The sequence below is a fragment of the Pseudomonas sp. B6(2017) genome, assembly GCF_002112765.1.
GTDB classification, from domain to species: domain Bacteria; phylum Pseudomonadota; class Gammaproteobacteria; order Pseudomonadales; family Pseudomonadaceae; genus Aquipseudomonas; species Aquipseudomonas piscis.
Genome location: NZ_NEIQ01000010.1, coordinates 1 through 21,822 on the forward strand (window position 1 = coordinate 1; position 21,822 = coordinate 21,822).

At 60.9% G+C, this 21,822-nt stretch carries 22 protein-coding genes and 1 tRNA gene; 10 read left to right on the forward strand and 13 right to left on the reverse strand.

Annotated features, from left to right (window positions below):
• From CAG11_RS17800 to CAG11_RS17825, 6 genes are all read right to left on the reverse strand, one after another.
• On the reverse strand, positions 1-88 hold an 88-nt coding region (locus CAG11_RS17800; RefSeq protein ID WP_143494642.1), incomplete at its 3' end, for a flagellar basal body protein.
• Positions 89-117: 29 nt separating this feature from the next.
• Positions 118-846 (reverse strand): flagellar hook assembly protein FlgD, encoded by a 729-nt coding sequence (gene flgD / locus CAG11_RS17805; RefSeq protein ID WP_085597252.1) that lies wholly within the window; start codon positions 844-846, stop codon positions 118-120.
• Positions 847-861: 15 nt separating this feature from the next.
• Positions 862-1,305, reverse strand: a complete 444-nt coding sequence (flgC, locus tag CAG11_RS17810) for a flagellar basal body rod protein FlgC (RefSeq protein WP_031320321.1) — start codon at positions 1,303-1,305, stop codon at positions 862-864.
• 3 nt (positions 1,306-1,308) lie between these two features.
• Positions 1,309-1,716, reverse strand: coding sequence for a flagellar basal body rod protein FlgB (gene flgB, locus CAG11_RS17815; protein WP_085597253.1), 408 nt, complete (start codon positions 1,714-1,716; stop codon positions 1,309-1,311).
• A gap of 243 nt (positions 1,717-1,959) precedes the next feature.
• On the reverse strand, positions 1,960-2,787 hold the full coding sequence (cheR, locus tag CAG11_RS17820) for a protein-glutamate O-methyltransferase CheR (RefSeq protein ID WP_031320322.1): 828 nt from the start codon (positions 2,785-2,787) through the stop codon (positions 1,960-1,962).
• Positions 2,788-2,830: 43 nt separating this feature from the next.
• On the reverse strand, positions 2,831-3,763 hold the full coding sequence (locus tag CAG11_RS17825) for a chemotaxis protein CheV (RefSeq protein WP_031320323.1): 933 nt from the start codon (positions 3,761-3,763) through the stop codon (positions 2,831-2,833).
• A gap of 75 nt (positions 3,764-3,838) precedes the next feature.
• On the opposite strand from CAG11_RS17825, the gene flgA reads away from it, so the two are divergent.
• From flgA to CAG11_RS17845, 4 genes are all read left to right on the forward strand, one after another.
• The gene (flgA, locus tag CAG11_RS17830; protein WP_031320328.1) at positions 3,839-4,600 is read left to right on the forward strand and encodes a flagellar basal body P-ring formation chaperone FlgA; all 762 of its coding nucleotides are present in this window, start codon (positions 3,839-3,841) and stop codon (positions 4,598-4,600) included.
• Between the two features lie 151 nt (positions 4,601-4,751).
• Positions 4,752-5,069 carry a flagellar biosynthesis anti-sigma factor FlgM gene (gene flgM / locus CAG11_RS17835; protein ID WP_022640275.1) on the forward strand — a complete coding sequence of 106 codons (318 nt, stop codon included), beginning with the start codon at positions 4,752-4,754 and terminating at the stop codon, positions 5,067-5,069.
• A gap of 48 nt (positions 5,070-5,117) precedes the next feature.
• The gene (locus CAG11_RS17840; RefSeq protein WP_022640276.1) at positions 5,118-5,585 is read left to right on the forward strand and encodes a flagella synthesis protein FlgN; all 468 of its coding nucleotides are present in this window, start codon (positions 5,118-5,120) and stop codon (positions 5,583-5,585) included.
• 96 nt (positions 5,586-5,681) lie between these two features.
• Positions 5,682-6,428: a flagellar brake protein gene (locus tag CAG11_RS17845; RefSeq protein ID WP_085597254.1), complete on the forward strand. Its 747-nt coding sequence runs from the start codon at positions 5,682-5,684 to the stop codon at positions 6,426-6,428.
• A 67-nt stretch (positions 6,429-6,495) separates the two neighbouring features.
• On the opposite strand, the gene CAG11_RS17850 is transcribed toward CAG11_RS17845, so the two are convergent.
• Both CAG11_RS17850 and CAG11_RS17855 read right to left on the reverse strand, forming a co-directional pair.
• Positions 6,496-7,866, reverse strand: a complete 1,371-nt coding sequence (locus CAG11_RS17850; protein WP_085597255.1) for an MFS transporter — start codon at positions 7,864-7,866, stop codon at positions 6,496-6,498.
• Positions 7,867-7,935: 69 nt separating this feature from the next.
• The gene (locus CAG11_RS17855) at positions 7,936-9,177 is read right to left on the reverse strand and encodes a glutamine synthetase family protein (RefSeq protein ID WP_022640279.1); all 1,242 of its coding nucleotides are present in this window, start codon (positions 9,175-9,177) and stop codon (positions 7,936-7,938) included.
• A gap of 320 nt (positions 9,178-9,497) precedes the next feature.
• On the opposite strand from CAG11_RS17855, the gene CAG11_RS17860 reads away from it, so the two are divergent.
• The gene (locus CAG11_RS17860; RefSeq protein ID WP_085597256.1) at positions 9,498-10,436 is read left to right on the forward strand and encodes a LysR family transcriptional regulator; all 939 of its coding nucleotides are present in this window, start codon (positions 9,498-9,500) and stop codon (positions 10,434-10,436) included.
• On the opposite strand, the gene CAG11_RS17865 is transcribed toward CAG11_RS17860, so the two are convergent.
• A complete protein-coding gene (locus CAG11_RS17865) occupies positions 10,424-11,113 on the reverse strand; it encodes a sensor histidine kinase KdpD (RefSeq protein WP_085597257.1) in 690 nt (229 codons plus the stop codon). The genes CAG11_RS17860 and CAG11_RS17865 overlap by 13 nt on opposite strands.
• Positions 11,110-12,714, reverse strand: coding sequence for a tetratricopeptide repeat-containing response regulator (locus tag CAG11_RS17870; protein WP_022640282.1), 1,605 nt, complete (start codon positions 12,712-12,714; stop codon positions 11,110-11,112). Before CAG11_RS17870 ends, CAG11_RS17865 begins: the two co-directional genes overlap by 4 nt.
• A 524-nt stretch (positions 12,715-13,238) precedes the next feature.
• On the opposite strand from CAG11_RS17870, the gene CAG11_RS17875 reads away from it, so the two are divergent.
• From CAG11_RS17875 to CAG11_RS33625, 4 genes are all read left to right on the forward strand, one after another.
• A complete protein-coding gene (locus CAG11_RS17875; protein ID WP_085597258.1) occupies positions 13,239-15,569 on the forward strand; it encodes a hypothetical protein in 2,331 nt (776 codons plus the stop codon).
• Positions 15,560-16,813 carry a hypothetical protein gene (locus CAG11_RS17880; protein ID WP_085597259.1) on the forward strand — a complete coding sequence of 418 codons (1,254 nt, stop codon included), beginning with the start codon at positions 15,560-15,562 and terminating at the stop codon, positions 16,811-16,813. Before CAG11_RS17875 ends, CAG11_RS17880 begins: the two co-directional genes overlap by 10 nt.
• Positions 16,807-17,469, forward strand: coding sequence for a DUF1266 domain-containing protein (locus CAG11_RS17885; protein WP_053137017.1), 663 nt, complete (start codon positions 16,807-16,809; stop codon positions 17,467-17,469). The genes CAG11_RS17880 and CAG11_RS17885 overlap by 7 nt, the downstream gene beginning before the upstream one ends.
• Positions 17,470-17,624: 155 nt before the next feature.
• Complete coding sequence (locus CAG11_RS33625; RefSeq protein ID WP_157064374.1) at positions 17,625-17,762, forward strand: hypothetical protein; 138 nt, start codon at positions 17,625-17,627, stop codon at positions 17,760-17,762.
• On the opposite strand, the gene CAG11_RS17890 is transcribed toward CAG11_RS33625, so the two are convergent.
• Positions 17,740-18,600, reverse strand: coding sequence for a helix-turn-helix transcriptional regulator (locus tag CAG11_RS17890; protein WP_053137020.1), 861 nt, complete (start codon positions 18,598-18,600; stop codon positions 17,740-17,742). The two genes, CAG11_RS33625 and CAG11_RS17890, sit on opposite strands and share 23 nt — an antisense overlap.
• 156 nt (positions 18,601-18,756) lie before the next feature.
• Entirely contained in the window at positions 18,757-19,848 is a 1,092-nt protein-coding gene (locus CAG11_RS17895) for a polyamine ABC transporter substrate-binding protein (RefSeq protein WP_085597260.1), read from the reverse strand.
• A gap of 262 nt (positions 19,849-20,110) precedes the next feature.
• Between CAG11_RS17895 and CAG11_RS17900 the strand changes: the two genes are divergently transcribed.
• Positions 20,111-21,541 (forward strand): gamma-aminobutyraldehyde dehydrogenase, encoded by a 1,431-nt coding sequence (locus CAG11_RS17900; protein ID WP_085597261.1) that lies wholly within the window; start codon positions 20,111-20,113, stop codon positions 21,539-21,541.
• A gap of 89 nt (positions 21,542-21,630) precedes the next feature.
• Here the strand turns inward: CAG11_RS17900 and CAG11_RS17905 are convergent.
• Positions 21,631-21,707: transfer RNA gene (locus CAG11_RS17905), tRNA-Arg, on the reverse strand.
• Positions 21,708-21,822 lie beyond the last annotated feature (115 nt).

Consider the following 21,822-nt stretch of genomic DNA (forward strand, 5'->3'; position numbering starts at 1 on the left):
TGGTGGCGACGTTGGCGATGTTGTTGCCGGTCACGTCCAGTTGCTTGTTGGCAGCGTAGAGACCGCTAAGGCCGATATTGAAAGACATGTTCCACTCCTCGTGCCGCTTAGTCGGCTCTAGATACCAATAGTTTGTACTTTGGACAGCCCGATCGGGCTGCCCATGCCTGCCAGGTTCAGCATCAGCTCACCGCCGGTCTGGCTGATGGTGACGCTGTTGACCGTGGCCGGCAGGTAAGTGATCAGGGAAGTACCCTTGCCATCGATGGTGGTACTGGCCTTGAAGGTGTAGTTGCCCGGCGGGGCCTTGGTGCCGTCGGCCTTGGTGCCATCCCAGACGAAGCTGGCGTTGCCAGCCTTCTGGCTGCCCATGTCGATGGTCTTGACGGTGTTGCCGTCCTTGTCGGTGATGGCCACGGTGACCGAGCTCACGCTGGTCGGAACGGTCACCGACCCGGTCATGCTCTTGCTGGTGTCGACCTGGGTGGTGCCGCTCTGGACGATCACCGAGCGCCCGACCAGGGACGAAGCCTGCAAGGCCTGGGACGATTTGTAGTTGCCCGTGATGGAGTTCACCGACGTATTGAGCGTGGTGATCCCTTCCAGGGTCGAGAACTGCGCCAACTGGGCCACGAACGCACTGTTGTCCTGGGGATCCAGCGGGTTCTGGTTATTCAGCTGGGTCACCAGCAGCTTGAGGAATGCATCCTTGCCCAGGGACTGCTTGCCGGTGGTGCTGTTGGTTGCCGCAGCGAGGCCATCAGCACTGGTGGTCGTGGTCTTTTTCGACGAATTGGCCAGCACATCCTTGAGGGATGGTGCTGTAGTGGTATCAGTAACGCTCATCGGATTCGCCCCTTATCACTGACCGAGGGTCAGGACCTTCTGCATCATGGTTTTGGCGGTATTCATCATTTCAGCGTTGGTCTGGAACGAACGGCTGGCGGAAATCATGTCGGCCATCTCTTCCACCACATTGACGTTGGGGTAGTAGACATAGCCCTTGGCATCGGCTGCCGGATGATTGGGCTCGTAGCGCGCCTCGAGGTTGCTCTGGTCCTCGACCACGCCCAACACTTGTACGCCCTGCCCGGCAGCGTCCTGACTCTGGAACAGCGAACCACGATCACCGCCCTGGGCGTTCTGGAACATGGTGGCGAACACCGGATGCCGGGCGCGGTAGGTCTGGTCGATGCTCGACGACACGCTCTCGGCGTTGGCGATGTTACTGGCGACGGTGTTCAGACGGGTGGTCTGGGCGCTCATGCCACTACCGGCAATATTGAAAACACTGGCGAGGGACATGGATTACTCTCCGCGCAGGGCTGCCACCAGCCCTTTGAATTTGCTGTTGAGCAGCGTGAAGCTGGCCTGGAATTCCACCGCGTTCTGCGCATAGTTCGACTGCTCGAGCTGGGCGTCCACGGTGTTCTGGTCGATCGAAGGTTGCATTGGCGTGCGATATTGCAGCGACTCGTCGCCAGCGCTCACGCCTTGCGCTTCAATATGCCGGTTATTGGTCAGGTTCAGGCCGAACGTCCCCTTGTTGACCTTTTCGCTCTGCTCGGCGAGCACGGCGGAAAAGTCCAGGTCCCGAGCCTTGTAGTTCGGGGTGTCGGCGTTGGAGATGTTGTTGGCCAATACTTCGGCCCGCTTGGCGCGAAAGCCCAGAGCCTGTTCGTGAATACCGAGCGCTTTATCGAAGCTGATGCTCATGTCGGGAAACCTTTGGGTGACCTGATTTTACGTTGATTTGAAACTAGCAATCCGCGTGCCAACCTTGAAAACCCCGTAAATCAAGGCCCTCGCGATAACGGCAAGGCGGCAAATGCCAGAAAAGCGGCAATGGTTTTCCGCGCAGCGCCGGCAAAGCGGCAATCACCCTGCCATCTCGGCATTAAATGACGAACATGAAAAAGGAGGCCCGGGGGCCTCCTTTGGCATAGCGATCAATCCAGGTTACTTGGCCTGGTAGATGATTCCCGGGTTGCACTGGACCATCTGGTAATGATCCGGCAAGCCGTTGAGCGCCTCGGACGCCCCCAGGAACAGGTAACCGCCCGGTTTCAGGGTGCTGTGGATGCGCATCAGGATGTCCTTCTTCACTTCCGCCGAGAAGTAGATCAGGACGTTGCGGCAGAACACGATGTCGAACTTGCCCAGGCTGGCATAGCTGTCCAGCAGGTTGAACGAGCGGAACTCAACGCGGTTCTTGATCGGCGACTTGACCACCCAGCGCCCCGGCCCCTTGGGGTCGAAATAACGCTGCAGGCGATCGGCCGACAAGCCGCGACCAATGGCCAGGCTGTCGTATTCACCGGTCTTGCAGTTGTTGAGCATGGTCCCGGACAGATCGGTTGCGACGATCTGCGCGCCCATCTTCAACTGGCCCATGTTGGTACGCTCGAACTCGTCGATGGACATCGACAACGAGTAAGGCTCCTGTCCCGAGGAACAAGCCGCGGACCAGATCCGCAAGCGCTGGTTGGGATTGGCCTTGATCGCCTCGGGAAGCACTTTGTTCTTCAACACCTCGAATGGATAGGTGTCGCGGAACCACAAGGTCTCGTTGGTCGTCATGGCATCCACTACCATCTCGCGCAAACCGCCGCGTGGCTGGGTCTGGATCCGCTGAACCAGCTCGCCCAAGGTTTTTATACCTTGCTGCTCCATCAGTTTGTTGAGACGGCTCGAGACCAGATATTGCTTGTTTTCCCCGAGCAAAATACCACAGGCTTTTTCCAGGAAGACCCGGAACTGTTCAAAATCCAAATTACCCGTAGACAATGCTGCCGCCTCTTAGATCTAGGTCCACCAAGGGCCACTGCCCTCAGCTGTGGTCTGCTGCTTTGATCCGGTCGACTACCCGGGAAGCCAGGTCATCAGGGCGGAACTTGGCAAGGAAGTCATCGGCACCGACCTTCTTCACCATCGCCTGATTGAACACCCCTGACAACGAAGTATGCAGGATGATGTGCAGCTTTTGCATGCGTGGATCGTTACGTATCTCGGCCGTGAGGGTGTAGCCATCCATTTCAGGCATCTCGATGTCGGAAATCATCATGAGGAATTCCTCTTCCGGCTTCTTGCCTTCGTCGACCAGCTTGCGCAGGTAGTCCAGCGCCTGCCGACCGTCGTTCAACGCCACCACTTCCACGCCCACTGTCTGCAGGCAGCGAGTGACCTGCTTGCGCGCCACCGACGAATCGTCGACGGTCAGCACCCGCAGGGAAATGGCCTTGTGCTGGGTCTCGACATCCACCACGCCTGCCGAGATCGATTCGGAAGTTGGCGCGACTTCCGCCAGGATCTTCTCCACATCGATGATTTCGACCAGCTGGTTATCCACCCGGGTCACTGCCGTGAGGTAGTGATCGCGCCCGGTGCCCTTGGGTGGCGGATGGATCTCTTCCCAGTTCATGTTGACGATGCGTTCCACCGAGCGCACCAGGAATCCCTGGGTCTTGGTGTTGTACTCAGTGATGATGACGAACGGATTGCTCTGATCCTGCAACCCGCCAGACCCAGTGGCCATTGCCAGATCCAGGATCGGAATGGTCGCCCCTCGAATATTCGCGACACCGCACACCACAGGACTGGATTTGGGCATCAAGGTCAGCTTCGGGCATTGCAGCACCTCGCGCACCTTGAATACGTTGATCCCGTAGAGTTGCCCACCGTCCAGACGGAACAGCAGCAGCTCCAGGCGATTCTGCCCAACCAATTGCGTGCGCTGGTTTACCGAATCCATTACACCAGCCATGCCCAGACTCCCCAAAGCTTTAAGATCCGACGCACGCTCATTGCTAAACGGCACGGCGCTTGCTTTTTAACTGTTATGAACGCCAAAACGACATTTTTTCGACGCCTGACATCACCTGGCCGCAGAGTGCTCTGCGCCCTTGCGATGCTGTGCATTTTAAACCCTGGCGGCCCTGCCATTGCTGATTCGGTCACCCTGCCTGATCTACTTATCGGCGTCACTCAAGGGTTTCTTGAATTCACGGTAGAAGACTACCTGGCAACCAGTCAAACCGAAGGACGCTATGAGATCGAGGTCAAGCAGCTGGATCCACGGATGCACATGCCTGCCTGCGACAAGGAATTGACAGCCAGCCTGGAAAGCCCGGCCCAACCCCTGGGGCGTGTGACGGTCAAGGTCCGCTGCGAAGGCAGCTCGCCCTGGTCGGTTTTCGTGCCGGCGCAGGTCAAGTTGTTCCGCGAGGTGGTCACCAGCGCCCGCCCTCTCAAACGATCGTCCATCATCGAGCCAGAGGATGTGGTACTACGCGAACGGGATATCAGCCAGAACGGACAGGGCTACCTGACCTCGGTCGACCAGGCCATTGGTCAGAAACTTGTCCGACCAATGGTCGCCGATCAACTCGTCACCCTGGTTCATCTGGAGCAGGCCGAGGTGGTGCGCAAGGGCGATCAGGTGGTGATCTCTGCACGCAGCGGCTCCTTGAATGTACGAATGCCCGGCGAAGCCTTGTCCAACGGCGGCATGAGCGAGCAGATCAGGGTCAAGAACCTGAATTCGCAACGGGTGATCAAGGCTCGCGTCACCGCGCCGGGCCAGGTGGAAGTGGCCATGTAGATCACTGGCGCTCGCCCCTCCCGTTCCCTAAACTGTGACCGATAACGGGTCGCAGATACCTGCCTTGGCTTGTCGACAATTGAGCCTAAAGTTTTCCAGGGTATGGCCGAGAACATGGCAAGCGTCCAAATACCCAGAGGTTTTACTCATCATGGTCATCGACTTCAGCCGTTTGAACAGCTCCTCCCCACTGACAGGCAGTACGCGTACCAGCGCCAGCAAGGAAACCGGTGATGCCGGCAAGCCCGTAGCCCAGGTAAGCACAGCCGAGACCAGCAAAAGCGGGGAATCGGTACACCTCAGCAATGAGGCTCAACAGTTGCAACGAATCACTGACAAGCTGCGCGACCAGCCTGTTGCCGACAAAGCCCGGGTGGCAGCACTGAAACAAGCTATCGCCGATGGCAGCTACCAAGTCGACAGCAACCGTGTAGCCAGCAAACTGCTCAATTTCGAAGCCCAGCGCTAGCCACAGGCTTGCGCCAGGCTTTTGGACGCTTAATCCCCAAGGCCAGCCATGCACGATACCAACCTACTGCAACTGATCACCGATGACCTTGCTCCAGCTCAACAATTGCTGGAGCTGCTCCGGGCCGAATCCATCGCCCTGCACGGCCGCGACATGCCGTTGCTGGAGGAGATCCTGGCGCAGAAACAGGCCCTGATCGTCTTGCTGGAACAGCATGGCCGCACCCGTACCCAGCTCCTGGACAGTCTTGGCCTGCCCGCCAATCGCGAAGGCCTTGCACAACTGGCCAGCCACTCCAGCCTGGGCGCGCAATTGCTCGAGCAAGGCGACCTGCTGGTCCAGCTCCTGGCTGAATGCCAGGCCGCCAACGAGCTCAACGGCCGCTCGATCCAGATCCAGCAGGCCACCACCGCCAACCAGTTGAAGATCCTCAATGGCGGCGAACCTCCAGCCCTCTACGACGCCCGCGGCTCCACCTCGATGCTTGCGAAGCAACGCCCACTCAGTCAGGCTTAGGCCGCAAAAATGAGCGCGTGCTACCAAGCCGCGAAACATGCTGGCAAAATGCTAGCTCCTGCGTGTAGTTGTATTTTGTCTGGAGATTGATGAACCGTGTTCACAGCATCAAACGCGGAAGATGCTCCGCAGCCACCCAAGGTGCTAACCACCCCGTTGGAGATCTCTTCCAACCTGCGTTTGCTGCAAGAAAGCCACGATCCGCTGATCATCACTTTCCATGAGCGCAGCCAGCGCTTCCAGAGTTACGTGGTGGAAGTGGACCGCGAGAGCAATACGCTCGCGCTCGACGAAATGATTCCCCGCGATGGCGAACGCTTCTTGCTCGCCGGCGAAGCATTCCGTGTCGAAGGCTTCCACGAAGGCGTACGCATCGCCTGGGAAAGCAACGGCTTGCCGACCCTGGACGAGTCTGGTGGCGGCCGCTGCTACCGCACCACCCTGCCGGACGAAGTGGTCTACCACCAACGCCGCAATGCCTTCCGCGCCGCCCTTAAACTGGCACAGCTGGTGGATATCGAGCTGGGCGGCGACAAGCTCAAGTCGCCCCTGACCGGCAAGCTGCTGGACATCTCCGCCACCGGCTGCAAGCTGCGCTTCGACGGCGAGATCTCCGCCCGCCTGCAACTGGGCCAGGTCTATGAGCGCTTCATCGCCGCCCTGCCCTTCGGCAGCATGACCGCACCGGTGGAACTGCGTTACCTGCACTACGAAGAAAGGATCGACACCACTTTCGCCGGCGTACGCTTCCACAACATGAGCGGCCTGGTGCAGCGCCAGGTGGAGCGCTTCGTCTATCAGTTGCAGCGCGAAGCACGGCGCTTCGACAAAGACGATATGTGATCGCCGAGGATCCATGAAAAACGGGCAGTGCCTTGCGGCAACTGCCCGTTTTTTTTCATCTCGAGCGCTAAGGCCTGGCTTCGCCCAGCGGCTCGCCATCACGCGCTTCGCCAACGGGCTCCTCGTCGCCTGCCCCGGATTCAGGCGACGCGGGCGGCACGGTATCCGTCGCAGGAGCGACCTGCATCTGATCCTGCACCACCTGCTCGTCCACCCGCGGGTCGAGGGCCGCCACCAGCGGCGAACTGGACATGCTGTCCGGCATCGCCACGTGATGCAGCGGCGCATCGTCGACCTGGTGCAGGTTGGTCACGGCCTTAGGCCGGATCCGCCAGACCAGTACCACGGCAAAGAAACAGAAGAAGGCATAGAGCATCTGGCTGCCGAACAGCTTCATCAGCACGCCGGCCGCCAACGGCCCGATGCTCGCTCCCACGCCATAGGTAACCAGCAGCATCGCCGTCAGCGACACCCGTCGATCGCCCTCCACGTGGTCGTTGGAAAACGCCACGGCCAGCGGATAAAGACAGAACTGCATCAGCGAACAGAAAAAACCCAGGATGAACAACACTTCCAAAGGCACCGTGGGCAAGATCGCCAACGGCAAGGCCATCACCGCCAGGAACAGGGCGAAGCAGCGAATCAGCAAGGCCCGGTCGAAGCGATCGGACAGCCAGCCCAGGGGCCACTGCACGACCAGGCCGGCAAAGATGCAGCTCCCCATGAACAGGCCTACCTGCTCGGTGCTCAAGCCCTGTTGCGAGGCATAGAGCGGCGCCAGGCCGTAGAACGAACCGACGATCAGCCCCGAGCCCAGTACCGTGCTCAGGGACTGCGGCACCCGCTTGATGAAGAAGCGCGGCTCCATCGGCGCCGGACGCAGGGGCGCCGGGTGGATGCGCCGGGTCATCGCCACCGGCACCAGGCACAGCGCGAAGCACAGCGCCACCAGCATCAGCAGCTCCAGCCCCAGGGCCGGATGCAGGACCAGGATCAGTTGCCCCAGGACCAGCCCCAGGTAGGACGCGATCATGTAGCCGCTGAAGACCACGCCACGCTGCTTGGCATCGGCCTGCTCATTGAGCCAGCTTTCGATGACCATGTACTGGCACATCATCCCCAGGCCGACGATCATCCGCAGCACCAGCCAGGCTGGCAGCCAGTTCACCAGCCCATGGCCGAGCACCGCCGCGCCGACGATGCCGGCACAGGTGGCATAGGCCCGGATATGCCCGACCCTGGCGATCAGCCGGTGCCCCAGCTTGCCCCCCAGGACCAGGCCGAAGTAGTTGGCCGCCATGAGCGCCCCGACCCACAGGCCGTCGACATGGTCGGCCGCCAGGCGCAAGGCCAGGTAGGTACTGAGCAGGCCCGAGCCGATCAACATCATCAGCGAGGCGAAATACAGCGCGCGAAAAGATTTCCAGATCTGGCGCATCGGCGTTCCGGGCGGCTCCTTGAATGAGGTTCCGGACCCTCGGGACGAGGGCCCGGCCAGCGACGTTGGTTAAGCCTGGGCCGCTAGTACACGCCGTTCCCAGGGAGTGATTTCATCGAAGAAGCTGGTCAACTCCATGGTTTTCGAAGCGATGTAGCCTTCGATGAACTCGCTGCCGAACAGTTCCCTGGCCAACTGGCTGCGCTTGAGGCGCTCCAGCGCCGCATGCAAGGTACAAGGCAGGGACAGGTTATCCGGTACTTCGAATTCCCCCTGGATGGCAGCCGTTGGCGCCAGCTCGTTCTCGATACCATGCAAACCTGCTGCCAGGCTGGCGGCAATGGCCAGGTAAGGGTTGGCATCCGCCCCCGGCAAGCGGTTCTCGACCCGCCGCGCCACCGGCGAACTGGCGGGAATTCGCAGCCCCGCGGCGCGATTGTCGTGGGACCAGCAGGCATTGTTCGGCGAAGCGTAGGGATGGCACAGGCGCTGGTAGGAGTTCACATTGGGCGCGAACAGTGCCGTGAAATCCGCCATCCCGGCCTGCAAGCCACCGATGAAGTGGTGGAACAGTGCCGTGGGCTGCCCAGACTCGTCACTGAAAACGTTACGCCCGCTACCAATCTCCACCAGGCTCTGATGGATGTGCATGGAGCTGCCAGGGGTATGAGCCAGCGGCTTGGCCATGCAGACCACGATCAATCCATGCTTGAGCGCCACCTCCTTGAGCAGGTGCTTGAACAGGAAGGTCTGGTCCGCCAGCAGCAGCGGATCGCCATGCAACAGGTTGATCTCGAATTGGCTGACGCCCATCTCGTGCATGAAGGTATCGCGAGGCAGGCCCAGGGCCGCCATGCACTCGTAGACTTCCTTGAAGAAGGGTCGCAGACCGTTGTTGGAACTGATGCTGAAGGCCGAGTAGCCGTCCTCCCGGCGGCCGTCCTTGCCGACCGGAGGGCGGAAGGGCTGGCCGGGATCATCGTTGGGCGCGAACACGAAGAACTCCAGCTCGGTGGCCACCACCGGCGCCAGGCCCAGGGCCGCATAACGGGCGATCACCTGCTTGAGCTGGCCGCGAGTCGACAGGCGCGAGGACTCGCCGCTGAGTTCGTCGGCGTCACAGATGGCCAGCGCTCGCGGAGTCTCGCTCCAGGGCAACCGATGAATCTGCCGCGGGTCGGCGGTGAGGGCCAGGTCGCCGTCATCGCTGCCATAGAAACGCGCTGGCGGGTATCCGCCCATGATGCATTGCAGCAGCACCCCGCGAGCCATCTGCAGGCGCCGCCCTTCGAGGAATCCCTCGGCGGTCATTACCTTGCCCCGCGGTACGCCATTCAAATCCGCAGTAACACATTCGATTTCATCAATGCCCGTCAATCGCTCGGCGAGTGAACTGTGGCCATCGGTTGTCATGACTCAATCCTTGTTGTTATACGAGCCGCGAACGGCGACCCGTACAAAATACGCACCACCCGTTCGGGATTTCAAGCACGGCAGAGCAAATTCCCGGACATGCCTGTTCCCGCCAGCACCAGCGCATCCACGACCATCCTGCGCGCCTGGTCCTGTACTCGCCGGATCGATGCAGTAGGCTCGGCTGGTGATCTGAAGCAGGCCTGCGGAGGGCCCTCATGCTGGGAAATCTTGCCGATATCGATCTGCGGATGTTGCGGGTGTTCTGCGCCATCGTCGACGCCGGGGGCTTCACTGCGGCCCAGGCCCGGCTCAACACCAGCCTCTCGCGACTGAGCGTGGTGGTTCGTGACCTTGAGGAACGCCTGGGCTATTCCCTGTGCCGGCGCGGCAGCAGCGGCTTCCAGTTGACCGACCAGGGCCTGGAACTGTTCGAGGCCGCCCAAGGACTGTTCGCCGATATCGAGCGCTTTCGCCAACATGCCAACCGGTTGGGTCCCAACGCCCGCGAACACTTGCAGATCGGCAGCGTCGACAGCCTGGCCAGCCTGCCCTGCGCCCCACTGCCCCTGGCCCTGAAGCATTTGCGCCAGCGCTTGCCTCTGGTACGGCCGAACCTGCACCTGATGCGCCCTGACGAACTGGAGCAGTCCGTGCTGGACGATCGCCTGCACCTGGCCATCGGCGCTTTCCACCATGAGTTGTCGGGCTTGAACTATCGGCATCTGTTCGACGAAGAACAGCACCTGTACTGCGCCGCCGGGCATCCGCTGTTCGCCCTGCGCGACGAGGAATTGAGCCTGGACCGGATCTGCAGCGCCGACTATGTCGGTCGAGGCTATATGGCCGAACACCAGCGGCCCCACGACCTGCACTTCAACCAGGCGGTCAGCGCCTATAGCATGGAAGCCATCGCCACGCTGATCCTCTCTACCACCTACCTGGGCTACCTGCCCAGCCACTATGCCGCCGGCTGGGTCGCCAAGGGGCAGCTGCGCGCCCTGCTACCCCTGCGCCTGGGGTACCGCTCGCGCTTCCACTGCATCACTCGCCAGGGCCAGGAGCCCGGGACAGCCCTGGCCACGCTCCTGCAATGCCTGGAACTGGCGGCACAGCAACTGACCGAACCTGCGCCGGCCGTCGTTCAGGGCAGATAGATCTTGAACAGGCCACCACCCAACGGGCCACCGTTGCCGATCCGGGTGCGCCCACAGACGCCATTGCGCTGGTGCAGCTCGGCGATACGCCCGGCGAAATACAAACCCAGCCCGGTGCTACCGCTGCTCTGGTTGATGCCCTGCATGTACTCGGCCTGGCGCTCGATCATCGCCTGGGGATAGCCGTCGCCATCGTCGTTGATCGACAGCACCACCTGGCCTTCCTCGTCGCTGACACTGATCAGCAGGGCATGGCGGGCATGGCGGATGGCGTTATTGATGCAGTTGGCCAGCACCGAGGCGATCAGCTCACGATCGAAGAAACCCAGGGGGCTCAGCGGATCGACTTCATAGGTGGCGGAAATCCCGCGGCTCTTGAACACTTCCTGGTGGCTCACCAGCTGCGCTTCGATGAAGTCGTCCAATTCGTGGTAGGCCGGCTGCAACGGCAACTGGTTGACTCCCAGCTTGTACAGCCCCAACAGCTGCACCAGCATGCCGTTGAGGTGCGCGAACTCGTAGTCGATCACCCCCTGCTCGGCAGGCAGCTGCCCTTGCGGCAGGCGTGCCGACCACTGGGCATGGGCCTGCATCAGCATGGCCAGGGAGTTCTTCATGTCATGTACGGTGGAGGCGATCACCGTGGAAAAGTCGAGCGCCTGTTGCTTTTCGATCATTCGCCAAACGCCTTGCTTCGCAGCTTCTGGTAGCGCGGATAACGCGCGTCGGTATCGGGCATCATGCCGACCATCTTCAGGCACGCCTGGCATTCTTCCAGAAGCGCCGCATCCGGGTTGGCGTCGGCGCCATGCAGCAGCGACTGCGCCATGTTCAGGGCAACACTGATGTTCTTGGGCTGCATGGCCAGGGCCTTGCGGAACAGTTCCCGGGCCTCGGCCAGGTTGCCGGCCTTGTAGCTGCGCACGCCCTGGCGGTTGATGTCGGCTGCCGCATTGGAAGAACTGAGGATAGTCGGGTCATCGGTGAGCTTGGCGATGCCTTGCATGACTTTCGGGTCATCGCCGTAGATTTCCGCGCAGTTCTTGAGCATCGAGGCGCCGGCACTGGCCTGCCCCAGCATCTGCAATTGCTTGGCCACCAGCAGCGCCGCCTCGGGGCTCATGAACTGCTCCATGCCTTCGAGTCGCTGCAAGGCCTGTTCGGTGAGCTTGTCGGCCGTCTCGGCATCGTTGAGCAACAGGCTGGTGGCCTTCATCAGTCGCGCGCGAATCTGCAAGCCTGGATCGGCCGGGTTTTCCTTGGCTACGGCGCTCAGCGTCTGGTTGATCTCCAGCCGGGTACGGGTATCGAGGCCGCGCTCGCTGCCCTTGCTGATCAAAGCATGGGCCAGGCCCAGGTTGCTTTCCGGGTCCTTGAAGCGCGATTGCGCGCCCTGGTTCACCGCCTGGCGATAAGCCCTGGAGGCGCTTTCGAAGTCTTCGTTGGCCATGGCCAGCTTGCCCAGCAACGCCTGGCGCCGGGGAGCCAGGGGCGACAAGCGCACCGCTTCCTCGAGCACGCTCTGGGCACGCTTGGTATCGCCCTCGGCCACCAGCACATCGGCCAGGCCGTCATACAGGCCCGGCATCATCGGAAAAGCCTTCAAGGCCTTCTCGTACACCGCCTTGGCCTCGGTGACCTGGCCGCGCTTGAACAGCAGGCGCCCCAACCCGACATAGGCCCAGGGCAGCGGCCGATCCGCCAGGATGCTGTTGTACAAGCGCTCCAGGGGCTCGTTCTGGTTCATGTCGCGCAGGGCGTCGGCCCGGTACCGCAGGCACAGCGGCGCATAGCGCGGATCCTGCTTGCACAGGGTGACGCAGGCGTTGAGCACTTCCACCGGCTTGCCCCGGTCCAACGCCTGGAGGATCGGCTTGAGCAGGGTCTTGCGTTGCTGCAGGCGCTCCAGGCGCTGGGCCAGGCCGGAGCGGTTGAACGGTTTGGTCAGGTAGGCATCGGGCTCGTGCTCCAGGGCGCTGAGCACCATGGCCTGGCTGCTCTCGGCGGTCACCATGAGGAACACGCTTTCATGGCTGATGAGCTTTTCCATCATCAGGTCTTCGAGCACTTGCTGGCCGTTTTTCTTGCCGTCACCCAGGTGGTAGTCCTGCAAGATGAAGTCGTAGCGCTTCTGCGCGCACATGCGCAGGGCCTGCTCACCAGAGTCGGCGGTATCCACGTCCTTGACGCCCAGCTCACGCAACATCGAGCGCACCGAACTGCGGTAGTCCGAGAAATCATCGACGATCAAAAAGCTCTTTTGGTGGTACGCCAGCATCGAAGATTCCAGGCAATTAAGAAGATCAATCCAGAGACGCCAGGGCCCACCCGGCTTCACAGCCCCTCGGCGCGCAGATAATAGCGGCTGGCCGAAGGCTATCAAGCACTTTGCGGCCAGCCTGTGATACAGGTCGCCGCTTGGGAACACAATTGTCCATCGCAGGTTATCGGCCGGATCGAGCATTCCCTTATAGGCGCTCGACAGCATTTATTGCGGTTTGGCCTGTCCTTGTCGCGATTTGCCCCACACCGGTAAAAACCTTCGGAAAATGGTCTTGGAAGGCCTGGGAAATCTTGGATTCTGCAACTTCACCTGCTAGCGTGCGCGCCTCTAAGCCTCGATCGCTGTCGCTCCCCACCCAGGCCGCGATACGCCGCTCTGCAGCGGCAAGCAAGCGCGGCTTGCAGGCCAGGTGCCGAAGAATCGGCGGGCACCCGACGCTGGCATCAGCGACATGGGCATGCCGGTTTGCCAGAAGATGCATCGATGGATGTACACAGCATTATCCAATGGAGTTAACGATGGCGCAGGACAGCAGTGTGATTACCGGTATTGAACTGGAACAGTTCATGGACCGCCTCGAAGCGCAACAGCAAGAGCAGGAAACCGATACCCTGCTGGCCCAGTTGCAAGCACAGCCTCTATTCGCCGACTCCCTGGGCTCCATCGCTCGCCTGCACACCCTGTGGATGCAGGCCGGCGATTCGGTTGCCGCGCAGGCCGTCATCGATCGCGACGGCGACGCTCTGCTGCAAGCCTCAGGGGATGCGGCGCGCGACGAGTTGCAGATCAACCTGGATATCCTGCGCCTGCAGGTCGCCAACTACCTGGATGACGAGCCGGTACTGCTGCAGGTACTGGAAAAACTCAACCAGATGGCCACCCAGACCCTGGACTTCGATGTCGAGTACTACCGGCGCTATCGCATCTTCGACCAGCTGGAAATGGGCAGTATCGAAGTCGCGCTCAAGACCATCGAAGTGCGCTATGCCCTGGCCCTGATCAACCCCGAACGCGCCGCCTTGCGGGCCTGGGACGACGCCGACCGGCATCGACGCCGCGCCCTGGCACTGGCGCGCCATGAGCGTGACGAAGAAGCCCGCGCCGCCGCCCTGGACGCGATCAACGTCATCCGCAACGCCAGCCCCGAGCAGGACATCGACGAAGGTGACTGGCTGTGGCTGGGCAACTCACTGATCGAGATCATCCCGCTGCGCCTGGCCCTGTTCGAGCAGCCCATCGCCCAGCTCACGGCTGGCCTGTCGCAGCCCCGGCGTCGCGAATGGGACGTGCGCATCGCACGCCTGGCGGCCCGTTCCCTGCACGCCCAGGGCGACCTGAACGGCGCCCTGAAGATCTGTCACGTGGCGGCGATGAGCCTGGACAGCGGCGGTGGCAACAGCTTCATCGAGTATGAGTTGCCCTGGCTGCAGGAAGCCGGACGCATGGAGGAAGCTGGCCATCGGGCGTTCCTGGATATCTACGACCGCCAGTCGGAGATGTGGCCACCAGTGGCACGCCTGGTCCTCGAACGCCTCAAGGACCCGGAAGACCGCAACGCCTGGTGGCCGATCTGCATCATGCGTGCCTGTGTCACCAGCGAGCTGTTGCAAATATTCCTCGAGGCATTGCCGCCGATCACCCCAGAAGAACCGGCGACCACGCCGCTGCTGGCCGCCCTGTATGCCGCAATGGACGACCTTGAGCAGCTCGATCGGTTGTTCGCCGAAGCCCGGGCCGAGGCGCTGCGCCGCAACCCTGAACAGCCCTGGATCAAGCGCCTGGCCGCAGTGCACGACGCCGACCGCGATCTGATCGACGCGGCCACCGAGGTCGAGCTGCTGCAACAAGCCATCGAGGCCGGTCGCCTGCACGACAACCGCAGCGCCTATGCCTTGTTCGTCGCCCAGGTGCGCAAGCTGGGCATCATCGAAGCGCTGAAACAGTGCCGGCCACAACTGGCCAGCGGCAATCACGCCTACAACTACGCCCTGACCATGGAGGAACTGGCGGAACCAGAGGCCGACAAACTGCCAAGCGAGGCTCGCGACGAAGCCTACTCGCTGCTGCGCGATGCCCAGAAAGATGCCTACGAGCAGGGGCAAGCCCATATGGAGCGCTACTTCACCACCGGCAGTGGCCACCCGTTCGATGCCTGCGCCCACCTGTACTCGATGCTCTGCAACAACCTGGCGATCAATTACCGCTGCTACAACGAGCAACAGCGCTACGCCGATGCCATCGAACTGCACCAGCGGGGCATTGCCGCCAGTTCCTTCGCCGAGCACTTCAACGGTGTCCTCAGCGCCCGTATCGCCATGGACGACTACCCGGGCATCGCCGAAGCCGCGGAGCAGCTGTGGCATTTCTCGATGGACTACGGCTACAGCCGTCACAATCCGGAGAGCTACATCGTCTCGGTGGCCTACGCCCTGTACTCGCTGGACCGCGACAGCGAAATCCTCATCTGGCTGGAACGCCTGCTCAACTGGCAGGCCGCCCAGGAGATCAGCGACCAGCAGCTGGACTCCTCGGCGCTGTTCGACCGGATCAAGCTGGCGCGCTACCTGGCCCCCACCCATCCGGACAACGCCGACAGCCTGTGGCAGCGCTATGAGCCTTGCGTGCTGGAAATGAACGAGGTGTCGGTGATGTCCTGTTCGGTGGACTACTTCAAGGCCCGTGGACGCACTGAAGAAGCCCTTGACTACTGCGCCCGGACCCTGGCCCTTTGCGATCCGAGCAAAGACTACGACGTGCAATGCCGCACCCGGATCGAGTCGATCATGGCCGAACTGCAGGCGCCTGCCGCCCCTGCCGCCAAGAAGAGCTGGTGGCAGCTATGGAAATAGCCGCCGACAAACGCAGCTCCAGCTATGCCGCGCGCAACCTGCTCAATGCCGATGAACTCAAACGAGGCATCAAGCAGCGCAGCCAGGCCCGGGAAGACGACGCTGCCGTGCATAGCTGGCTGCTCAACCACTTCTATCGGCACCTGGCTGGCAACTTCGAACCAGCACGACGCATCCACGACCTGGATGACGCCGCCCAGGTATTGGGTAGCGCCGGGCTACCGGCCTGGGTAGCCGGGCACTTCAGTGCCGCCAAGTCCCAGGAGGCCGACGCCTGCGCCAGTGCGGCCCCCCTGGTGTGGATCGACCCGGCACAACCCCAGCTGCTGGCCCAAGAGGCCCGGCTGGTGGAGTTCCTGGTGTCACGCAAGGGCACGGCCCTGGAGGGCAAGCTCGACCGCATCAACTGTCCCCAGGCCCTGGCGCTGTGGGAGAAGGAACATGCGCAAATGGCGGCCCGGGTCGACCAGGGCTGGCGCCAGAGTTCGGCCGATGCCTTGCAAGTCACGGTGACCTGCGCCGAGCACACCTGGGTGGAAATGCGCAGCGACAGCCCGCTGCTGCGGGCCGAGATGGCGTTTGAAAGCTATGTGATGCGCCACTGCCTGGGGCAGTTCGCCAATCGCCGGGCCTTGACCGGCGGCTATGGCGAGCGCTACGCCGAGGCCGTGGAGCAACAGGGCATGCGGGTCTTCAGCCTGCGCGATGCCCAGGGCCAGCCCCACATCACGGTCAGCCTGATTGTCCAGGGTAGCGGCGCACTGACTGTGGAGCAGGTCAAGGGCAAGCAGAACCGCCCACCAGTGGAGCGCTACTTCCATGACCTGCTGGCGTTCCTCAATACCATAGGTACCGACCAACAGACGCCGGACGACTGCATCGCCATCGGTGTCGTGCGCACCGAAACCGGCTGGCTGCACATCGAAGAGGTCAGTGAGCCCGAGGCCCAGACACGCCTGGTATCGCGCTACCCACAGCTGTTCTCGCGACTGGATTCGCCATCGCCCATGGTCCAGTGGCTGGTGGCGGCTCGCCAGTGCGACCTGTTGCTGGAAAACGAACCCGAGGCTCCGGCTGTGCGCTATGCCATCCGGCATGTCTACAAGAAAAGCCCCTGGCCGCAGCCCCGCCTGGAGGACCCGTTGTATCGCACCGAAGGCGTGCCATGGAAAGACATGTCCCCGGCCCAGGCCGAATCCATCTGCAGCTGGCAAGCCAACAGGCAGCGGGGCAAAGCATGCTGACCGTCATTGGCTTCCTATTCGGCGCCTGGGTGGTCTGGGGTTACCTGCGCCGCCGCTCCAGCCCCACCTCCCTGGTGGTCTTCACCCCACGCAAGCGCTGGGCCCTGACACTGGCGCAACCCATGGTGGATGCCACAGGCATGACCGGGTTCTTCGATCCCGAGACCACCTACTTCGCCGATCAGGCCAGGGACACCCTCAGGGCTCCGCTGCTCCACCAGATCGGCTTTCGCAGCAACGCCAGCGACGATGAAGTTCGCAACCACCTTAACTCCACCCTGGAACGCCAGTGGTTTCGTATCGACCTGCATGGCCTGAACGCCAGCGACGATCCGCGGGCCGCCGTCGCCTTCGCTTGCGTGCGCAGTGCATTCTTCGCCCGGTGTGCAACGCTGATGGGCTGGCTGGAAGCCGACAGCGGCTGGCGCATCATGCTGCTCAATGCCCAGCGAGCTCAGGATTGCTTCGACAGCTGGGAAGACTTCGGCCAGGCCTTCATGCAGGGGCGCCGGCAATGGGTAGCGGCTTTCAGGGCGGACGCCCTGGGGAGCACCTTCAACGAAGACAGTCTCAAGCAGTTGCTCGCGGCAGACGGCGGGGCCTGGGCAAAAGTAGCGTGGCAGGGTTTGCCGGCATTCAGCCCGGCAACCGAGTGAAGGCCGGGAGAACCCTCACTATTGGCAGTCTCACACGTGAGACATAGAACCCGCAGGTTTAAGTTGCACTATAGATAAATCAAGCGCCGAACGGCCCCAGGCACCCTGAGTGTCCTGGGGCTTTTTCATGCCCACAGAAAAATGGAGGTTGTACCGTGTCCCATCTAGCTCTACTGATTACCGCCCTGATCCAGCGCAGCTCCAGCCTGTCGGCAGGACGATTCTGGACCCTGGCGATAATGACGTTCATCTACATGCTTGAACGCCTGTTCATCTTGTGGCGAATGACTTGAGAAACAACGCAAAAAGCTCCGCCTGGGTATTGATCTGCAACTTCGCATAGAGATTCTTCCTATGCATCCTGATGGTCTCCAGGCCAACCTTCAAAGTATTGGCGGCGGACTTGGTGGAGTGCCCGCAAAGTATCAGATGGGCCACATCCTTCTCCCGCTCCGTCAGCGCTCCATTGCCAAACGGCTTGAAAGCCTCGGATATATGATCCCTGCTGATACCCTGTTCCTGGACATCAAACGCCTCGCATGGTCCTTGCTGTTCGGACAGGATGGCGGGTTGTCCTTGCCAATGCAGCAGCACCAGGCTCCTGACCAATGGCTCGACGGATCGAAGGAATTCGAGTTGCAGATAATCGAATGTCTCCCCCGTCTTGCCCTGAAAGAAACATAGGGTCAACTTGGTTACCGGGTCGAGATCGATGACATAGAAACAGTCCTCTTTCACCCCATTTCCCAGGTAATAATTCTTGTAGTACTCGCTGCTGAAGAAATCGTCCGGACAAGCCTCGGACAGGTGATAGAACCCTTGCGTAATACCACTCTTCACTGCCAGGCACATGGGATCGAGCATATAACCCGCTGCAAAGTAGCGGTTTATCAAGGATTCATATTTCTGTTGTGGGATACCACTCTCGTACAACAGAACTGGCGCCCTGGACTGGATCTCCAGCACGAACTGCGTGGACTGGATAACAGCCACGGTACTCAGGGCGTGCACCAGCCTCTCGACGAAATCATCGCTACCCACAGCCTCTATCACGGCCGACAGATTGGCGTGCCACTCTCGCAGCGATACCAGGGCTTTCATCTTTTCATAACTGCTCATGATGGAAGACATCGCCACGCTCCTGCTTGCCCGGGTTTGTGCATTCCTATCACAAAGACTTCCTGCTGGCGTGGACCTCAGGGTCTTACGCCCGGGCAAACGATTTGCTGAACATGAACTAGGCCTGTACCAGGCAACTTCCGGCGAGACTCCCGGCAGGCAGGACGGTTATCTGCCGGACTTGATCTGCGCCCAGGATCGCGTGGCAAAGCGCTGTATGGCAAAAGGCAACGGTGTGGCCACGAACAGCTGCTTTTTGGCCGTAATCTCTGGAAAAACCATGGGATTGTCGAGCAACTCCCGGCTGATCAAGGAATAGGATTTGTAGTTCGGATTGGGATACCCGACATCTTCACTGATCCTTGCGATCACCTCGGGCCTGAGGATGTAGTCGATGAACGCCAAGGCCGCATCAGGATTCTGCGCATCAGCGGGAATGGCCAGCATGTCATACGCCAGCTTGCTGCCTTCCTTGGGTAGCGAGTAGCTGATATCGATGTCTTTCCCCGCCTCCTGCGCCCTGGCCGCGGCCTGGTAGATATCCCCGGAGTAACCGATGGCCACGCAGATATTGCCATTGGCCAGATCGGATATGTATTTGGCGGAATGGAAGTAAGTAATGTAGGGCCGGATAAGCAGCAGCTTCTCTTGTGCCAGCTTGTAGTCCTTGATCTCGCTGCTGTTGGGGTCCAGGCCAAGATAATTGAGCATCACCGCAAACAACTCATCGGGCGAATCCAGTATCGCTACACCGCACTGGCTCAGTTGTTCGATATTCCTCGGCTCGAAGACAGTCGCCCAGGATTCGATCTTTTCCAGGCCAAGAATGGCTTTGATCTTGTCGACGTTATAGCCGATTCCTACCGACCCACCGAGGTAAGGCACTCCGTATTGATTACCAGGATCCACTCCTTGCAACAGCTGCAAGATGTCCGGATCCAGATTGTTCCAGTTCTGCAATTTGTTCTTGTCCAATGGCTGGAACGCACCGGCGCGGATCTGTTTTGCCAGAAAGTTATTGGAAGGTACCACCACGTCATAGCCGGACTTACCGGCCAGCAACTTCGCATCGAGCATCTCGTTGGACTCGAATACGTCATAGACGGGAAGGAGCCCCGTGACTTGCTGGAAGTCCTTCAGGGTGGTCCGCCCAATGGAATCGGTCCAGTTATAGATGTGCACAGTTTCCGTACCCGCTGCGCTGGATAGCCATAACGCCAGTAGCACGGCGACACCTGCCTCGATTACCAGACTTTTCATTTTATTGTTCTCCTGGAAACGCACTGCCAGGAAGCTATCCAGGCCACCCCACTACGTCCATTACCCTACAGGGGGTATGTCCGAGGCGGTTGCGACGGCAAGACCCGAGTTTGTGAATTCTTCTTCCCTTGAAGGGGAATTCTTGCCGGAGATCGATCGGGATAAGTTGGATAGGGCACATGCAGCTTGGAACAACACCACCCCCTGAGCTGCTGAAAGTCTTGTAACCGACCACCAATAAAAACCCATGGGGATTAAAACAATGGTCTACGACAAATTGCTTATCGATGGGCACCTGGTATCTGGCGAAGGAGATAACGAACGCATCTATTGCCCAGCCGATGAAAGCCTCATCTGTGAAGTAGCCGCAGCCAGCCCGGCGCAACTCGAGTTGGCTGTGGAAGCCGCCAGCCGGGCGTTTCCCGCCTGGTCACGGACACCTCCCGGACAGCGCAGCTACCTGCTGCTCAAGCTTGCGGACCAGATTGAAATGGCCGCGCAAGAACTGGGCGCCCTGGAAAGCCGCAATTGCGGCAAACCGCTGCAGATGGCCATCGAAGATGAGATTCCTGCGGTGGTCGATGTCTTGCGCTTTTTCGCGGGGGCCGCTCGCTGCCTGCCCGGCAGCGCGGCGGGAGAGTATGTGCCCGGCAATACCAGCATGATCCGGCGTGATCCCCTGGGAGTCGTCGGGCTGATCGCTCCCTGGAACTATCCGCTGCTCATGGCGGCCTGGAAGCTGGCACCTGCCTTGGCAGCCGGCAACACCGTGGTCTTCAAGCCCTCGGAGCTGACGCCCTTGAGCGCGCTCTACATCGCTCGGCTTTGCGCAGTCATATTTCCCCGGGGGGTCGTCAACATCATTTCCGGACGCGGCATTACCCTGGGGGCCCAGCTCTCGTCACACCCCAAGGTACGCATGGTGTCGGTGACCGGCGACATCACCACCGGCCAGGCAGTGGCCCATGCTGCGGCTGGCAACCTGAAACGCACTCATCTCGAACTGGGAGGCAAGGCTCCGGTCCTGGTGTTCCCGGATGCGGACATTCGCGCAGTGGTCGATATGGTGCGCAGTGCCGGCTTCTACAACGCTGGCCAGGACTGCACCGCGGCTTGCCGCATCTACGTCGCGGAATCGATTCGCGAGCCATTCCTGGATGCCCTGGTGCAGCACGTTTCGACGCTACGCAGCGGCCACCCGGAAGATCGAGGCATCGATTTTGGCCCCCTGATCAGCCGCCGCCAGCAGGAGCGCGTCCTGGGCTTCGTACAACGCGCCGCGGCGCTGCCCCATAGCGAGGTGCTGACCGGAGGCGACGTTCCCGACGGCCCTGGTTACTTCTTCCAACCCACGGTCATTGCCGGAGTCAGGCAGGAAGATGAAATAGTCCAGAAGGAAGTTTTCGGCCCGGTGGTCTCGGTGACCTCCTTCGACGATGAGGAGCAGGTACTGGAGTGGGCCAACGCCAGTGAATACGGGCTCTCGGCTTCGGTCTGGACCGGCGATGTCAAACGAGCCCTGAGGACCTCCAGGCAACTGCAGTACGGCTGCGTGTGGGTGAACCAACACATGACCCTCGCCACGGAAATGCCCCATGGCGGCCTGCGGCAATCGGGCTATGGCAAGGATATGAGCTTGTATAGCCTTGAGGACTACACCTGCATCCGCCACATCATGCTCAACTTCGAGTAGCCCATCATTGAAGCGGGCAAGGACGAACGACGGGCAGGATGTCCGATGCAAGAAGTTTGCTTCATGGGGAGGCGAACAAGGGGGGGAGATGGTGTCCCAGGGCAGGTTCGAACTGCCAACCTTCCCCTTAGGAGGGGGATGCTCTATCCAATTGAGCTACTGAGACCCGGAGGTAAGTGCCTGATACGGCACAAAGGACGGCGTGCATGTTAACGGCCAGCGCCGTATTTGTCATGTCATCGGTAGGGGTTTTTACAGGGCGCCACCGGCCTGGTTGGGGA

Excerpts from the sequence above, each read along its gene's own strand:
- flgM (WP_022640275.1), top strand. The coding sequence starts at position 4,752 with ATGGTCATCGACTTCAGCCGTTTGAACAGCTCCTCCCCACTGACAGGC.
- CAG11_RS17865 (WP_085597257.1), bottom strand. The coding sequence starts at position 11,113 with ATGATCGAAAAGCAACAGGCGCTCGACTTTTCCACGGTGATCGCCTCC.
- CAG11_RS17890 (WP_053137020.1), bottom strand. The coding sequence starts at position 18,600 with ATGTCTTCCATCATGAGCAGTTATGAAAAGATGAAAGCCCTGGTATCG.
- CAG11_RS17870 (WP_022640282.1), bottom strand. The coding sequence starts at position 12,714 with ATGCTGGCGTACCACCAAAAGAGCTTTTTGATCGTCGATGATTTCTCG.
- CAG11_RS17840 (WP_022640276.1), top strand. The coding sequence starts at position 5,118 with ATGCACGATACCAACCTACTGCAACTGATCACCGATGACCTTGCTCCA.
- CAG11_RS17880 (WP_085597259.1), top strand. The coding sequence starts at position 15,560 with ATGGAAATAGCCGCCGACAAACGCAGCTCCAGCTATGCCGCGCGCAAC.
- CAG11_RS17850 (WP_085597255.1), bottom strand. The coding sequence starts at position 7,866 with ATGCGCCAGATCTGGAAATCTTTTCGCGCGCTGTATTTCGCCTCGCTG.
- flgA (WP_031320328.1), top strand. The coding sequence starts at position 3,839 with ATGAACGCCAAAACGACATTTTTTCGACGCCTGACATCACCTGGCCGC.
- CAG11_RS17900 (WP_085597261.1), top strand. The coding sequence starts at position 20,111 with ATGGTCTACGACAAATTGCTTATCGATGGGCACCTGGTATCTGGCGAA.
- CAG11_RS17860 (WP_085597256.1), top strand. The coding sequence starts at position 9,498 with ATGCTGGGAAATCTTGCCGATATCGATCTGCGGATGTTGCGGGTGTTC.
- flgC (WP_031320321.1), bottom strand. The coding sequence starts at position 1,305 with ATGTCCCTCGCCAGTGTTTTCAATATTGCCGGTAGTGGCATGAGCGCC.
- CAG11_RS17895 (WP_085597260.1), bottom strand. The coding sequence starts at position 19,848 with ATGAAAAGTCTGGTAATCGAGGCAGGTGTCGCCGTGCTACTGGCGTTA.
- CAG11_RS17885 (WP_053137017.1), top strand. The coding sequence starts at position 16,807 with ATGCTGACCGTCATTGGCTTCCTATTCGGCGCCTGGGTGGTCTGGGGT.
- flgD (WP_085597252.1), bottom strand. The coding sequence starts at position 846 with ATGAGCGTTACTGATACCACTACAGCACCATCCCTCAAGGATGTGCTG.
- flgB (WP_085597253.1), bottom strand. The coding sequence starts at position 1,716 with ATGAGCATCAGCTTCGATAAAGCGCTCGGTATTCACGAACAGGCTCTG.
- CAG11_RS17825 (WP_031320323.1), bottom strand. The coding sequence starts at position 3,763 with ATGGCTGGTGTAATGGATTCGGTAAACCAGCGCACGCAATTGGTTGGG.
- CAG11_RS17875 (WP_085597258.1), top strand. The coding sequence starts at position 13,239 with ATGGCGCAGGACAGCAGTGTGATTACCGGTATTGAACTGGAACAGTTC.
- CAG11_RS17855 (WP_022640279.1), bottom strand. The coding sequence starts at position 9,177 with ATGACCGCCGAGGGATTCCTCGAAGGGCGGCGCCTGCAGATGGCTCGC.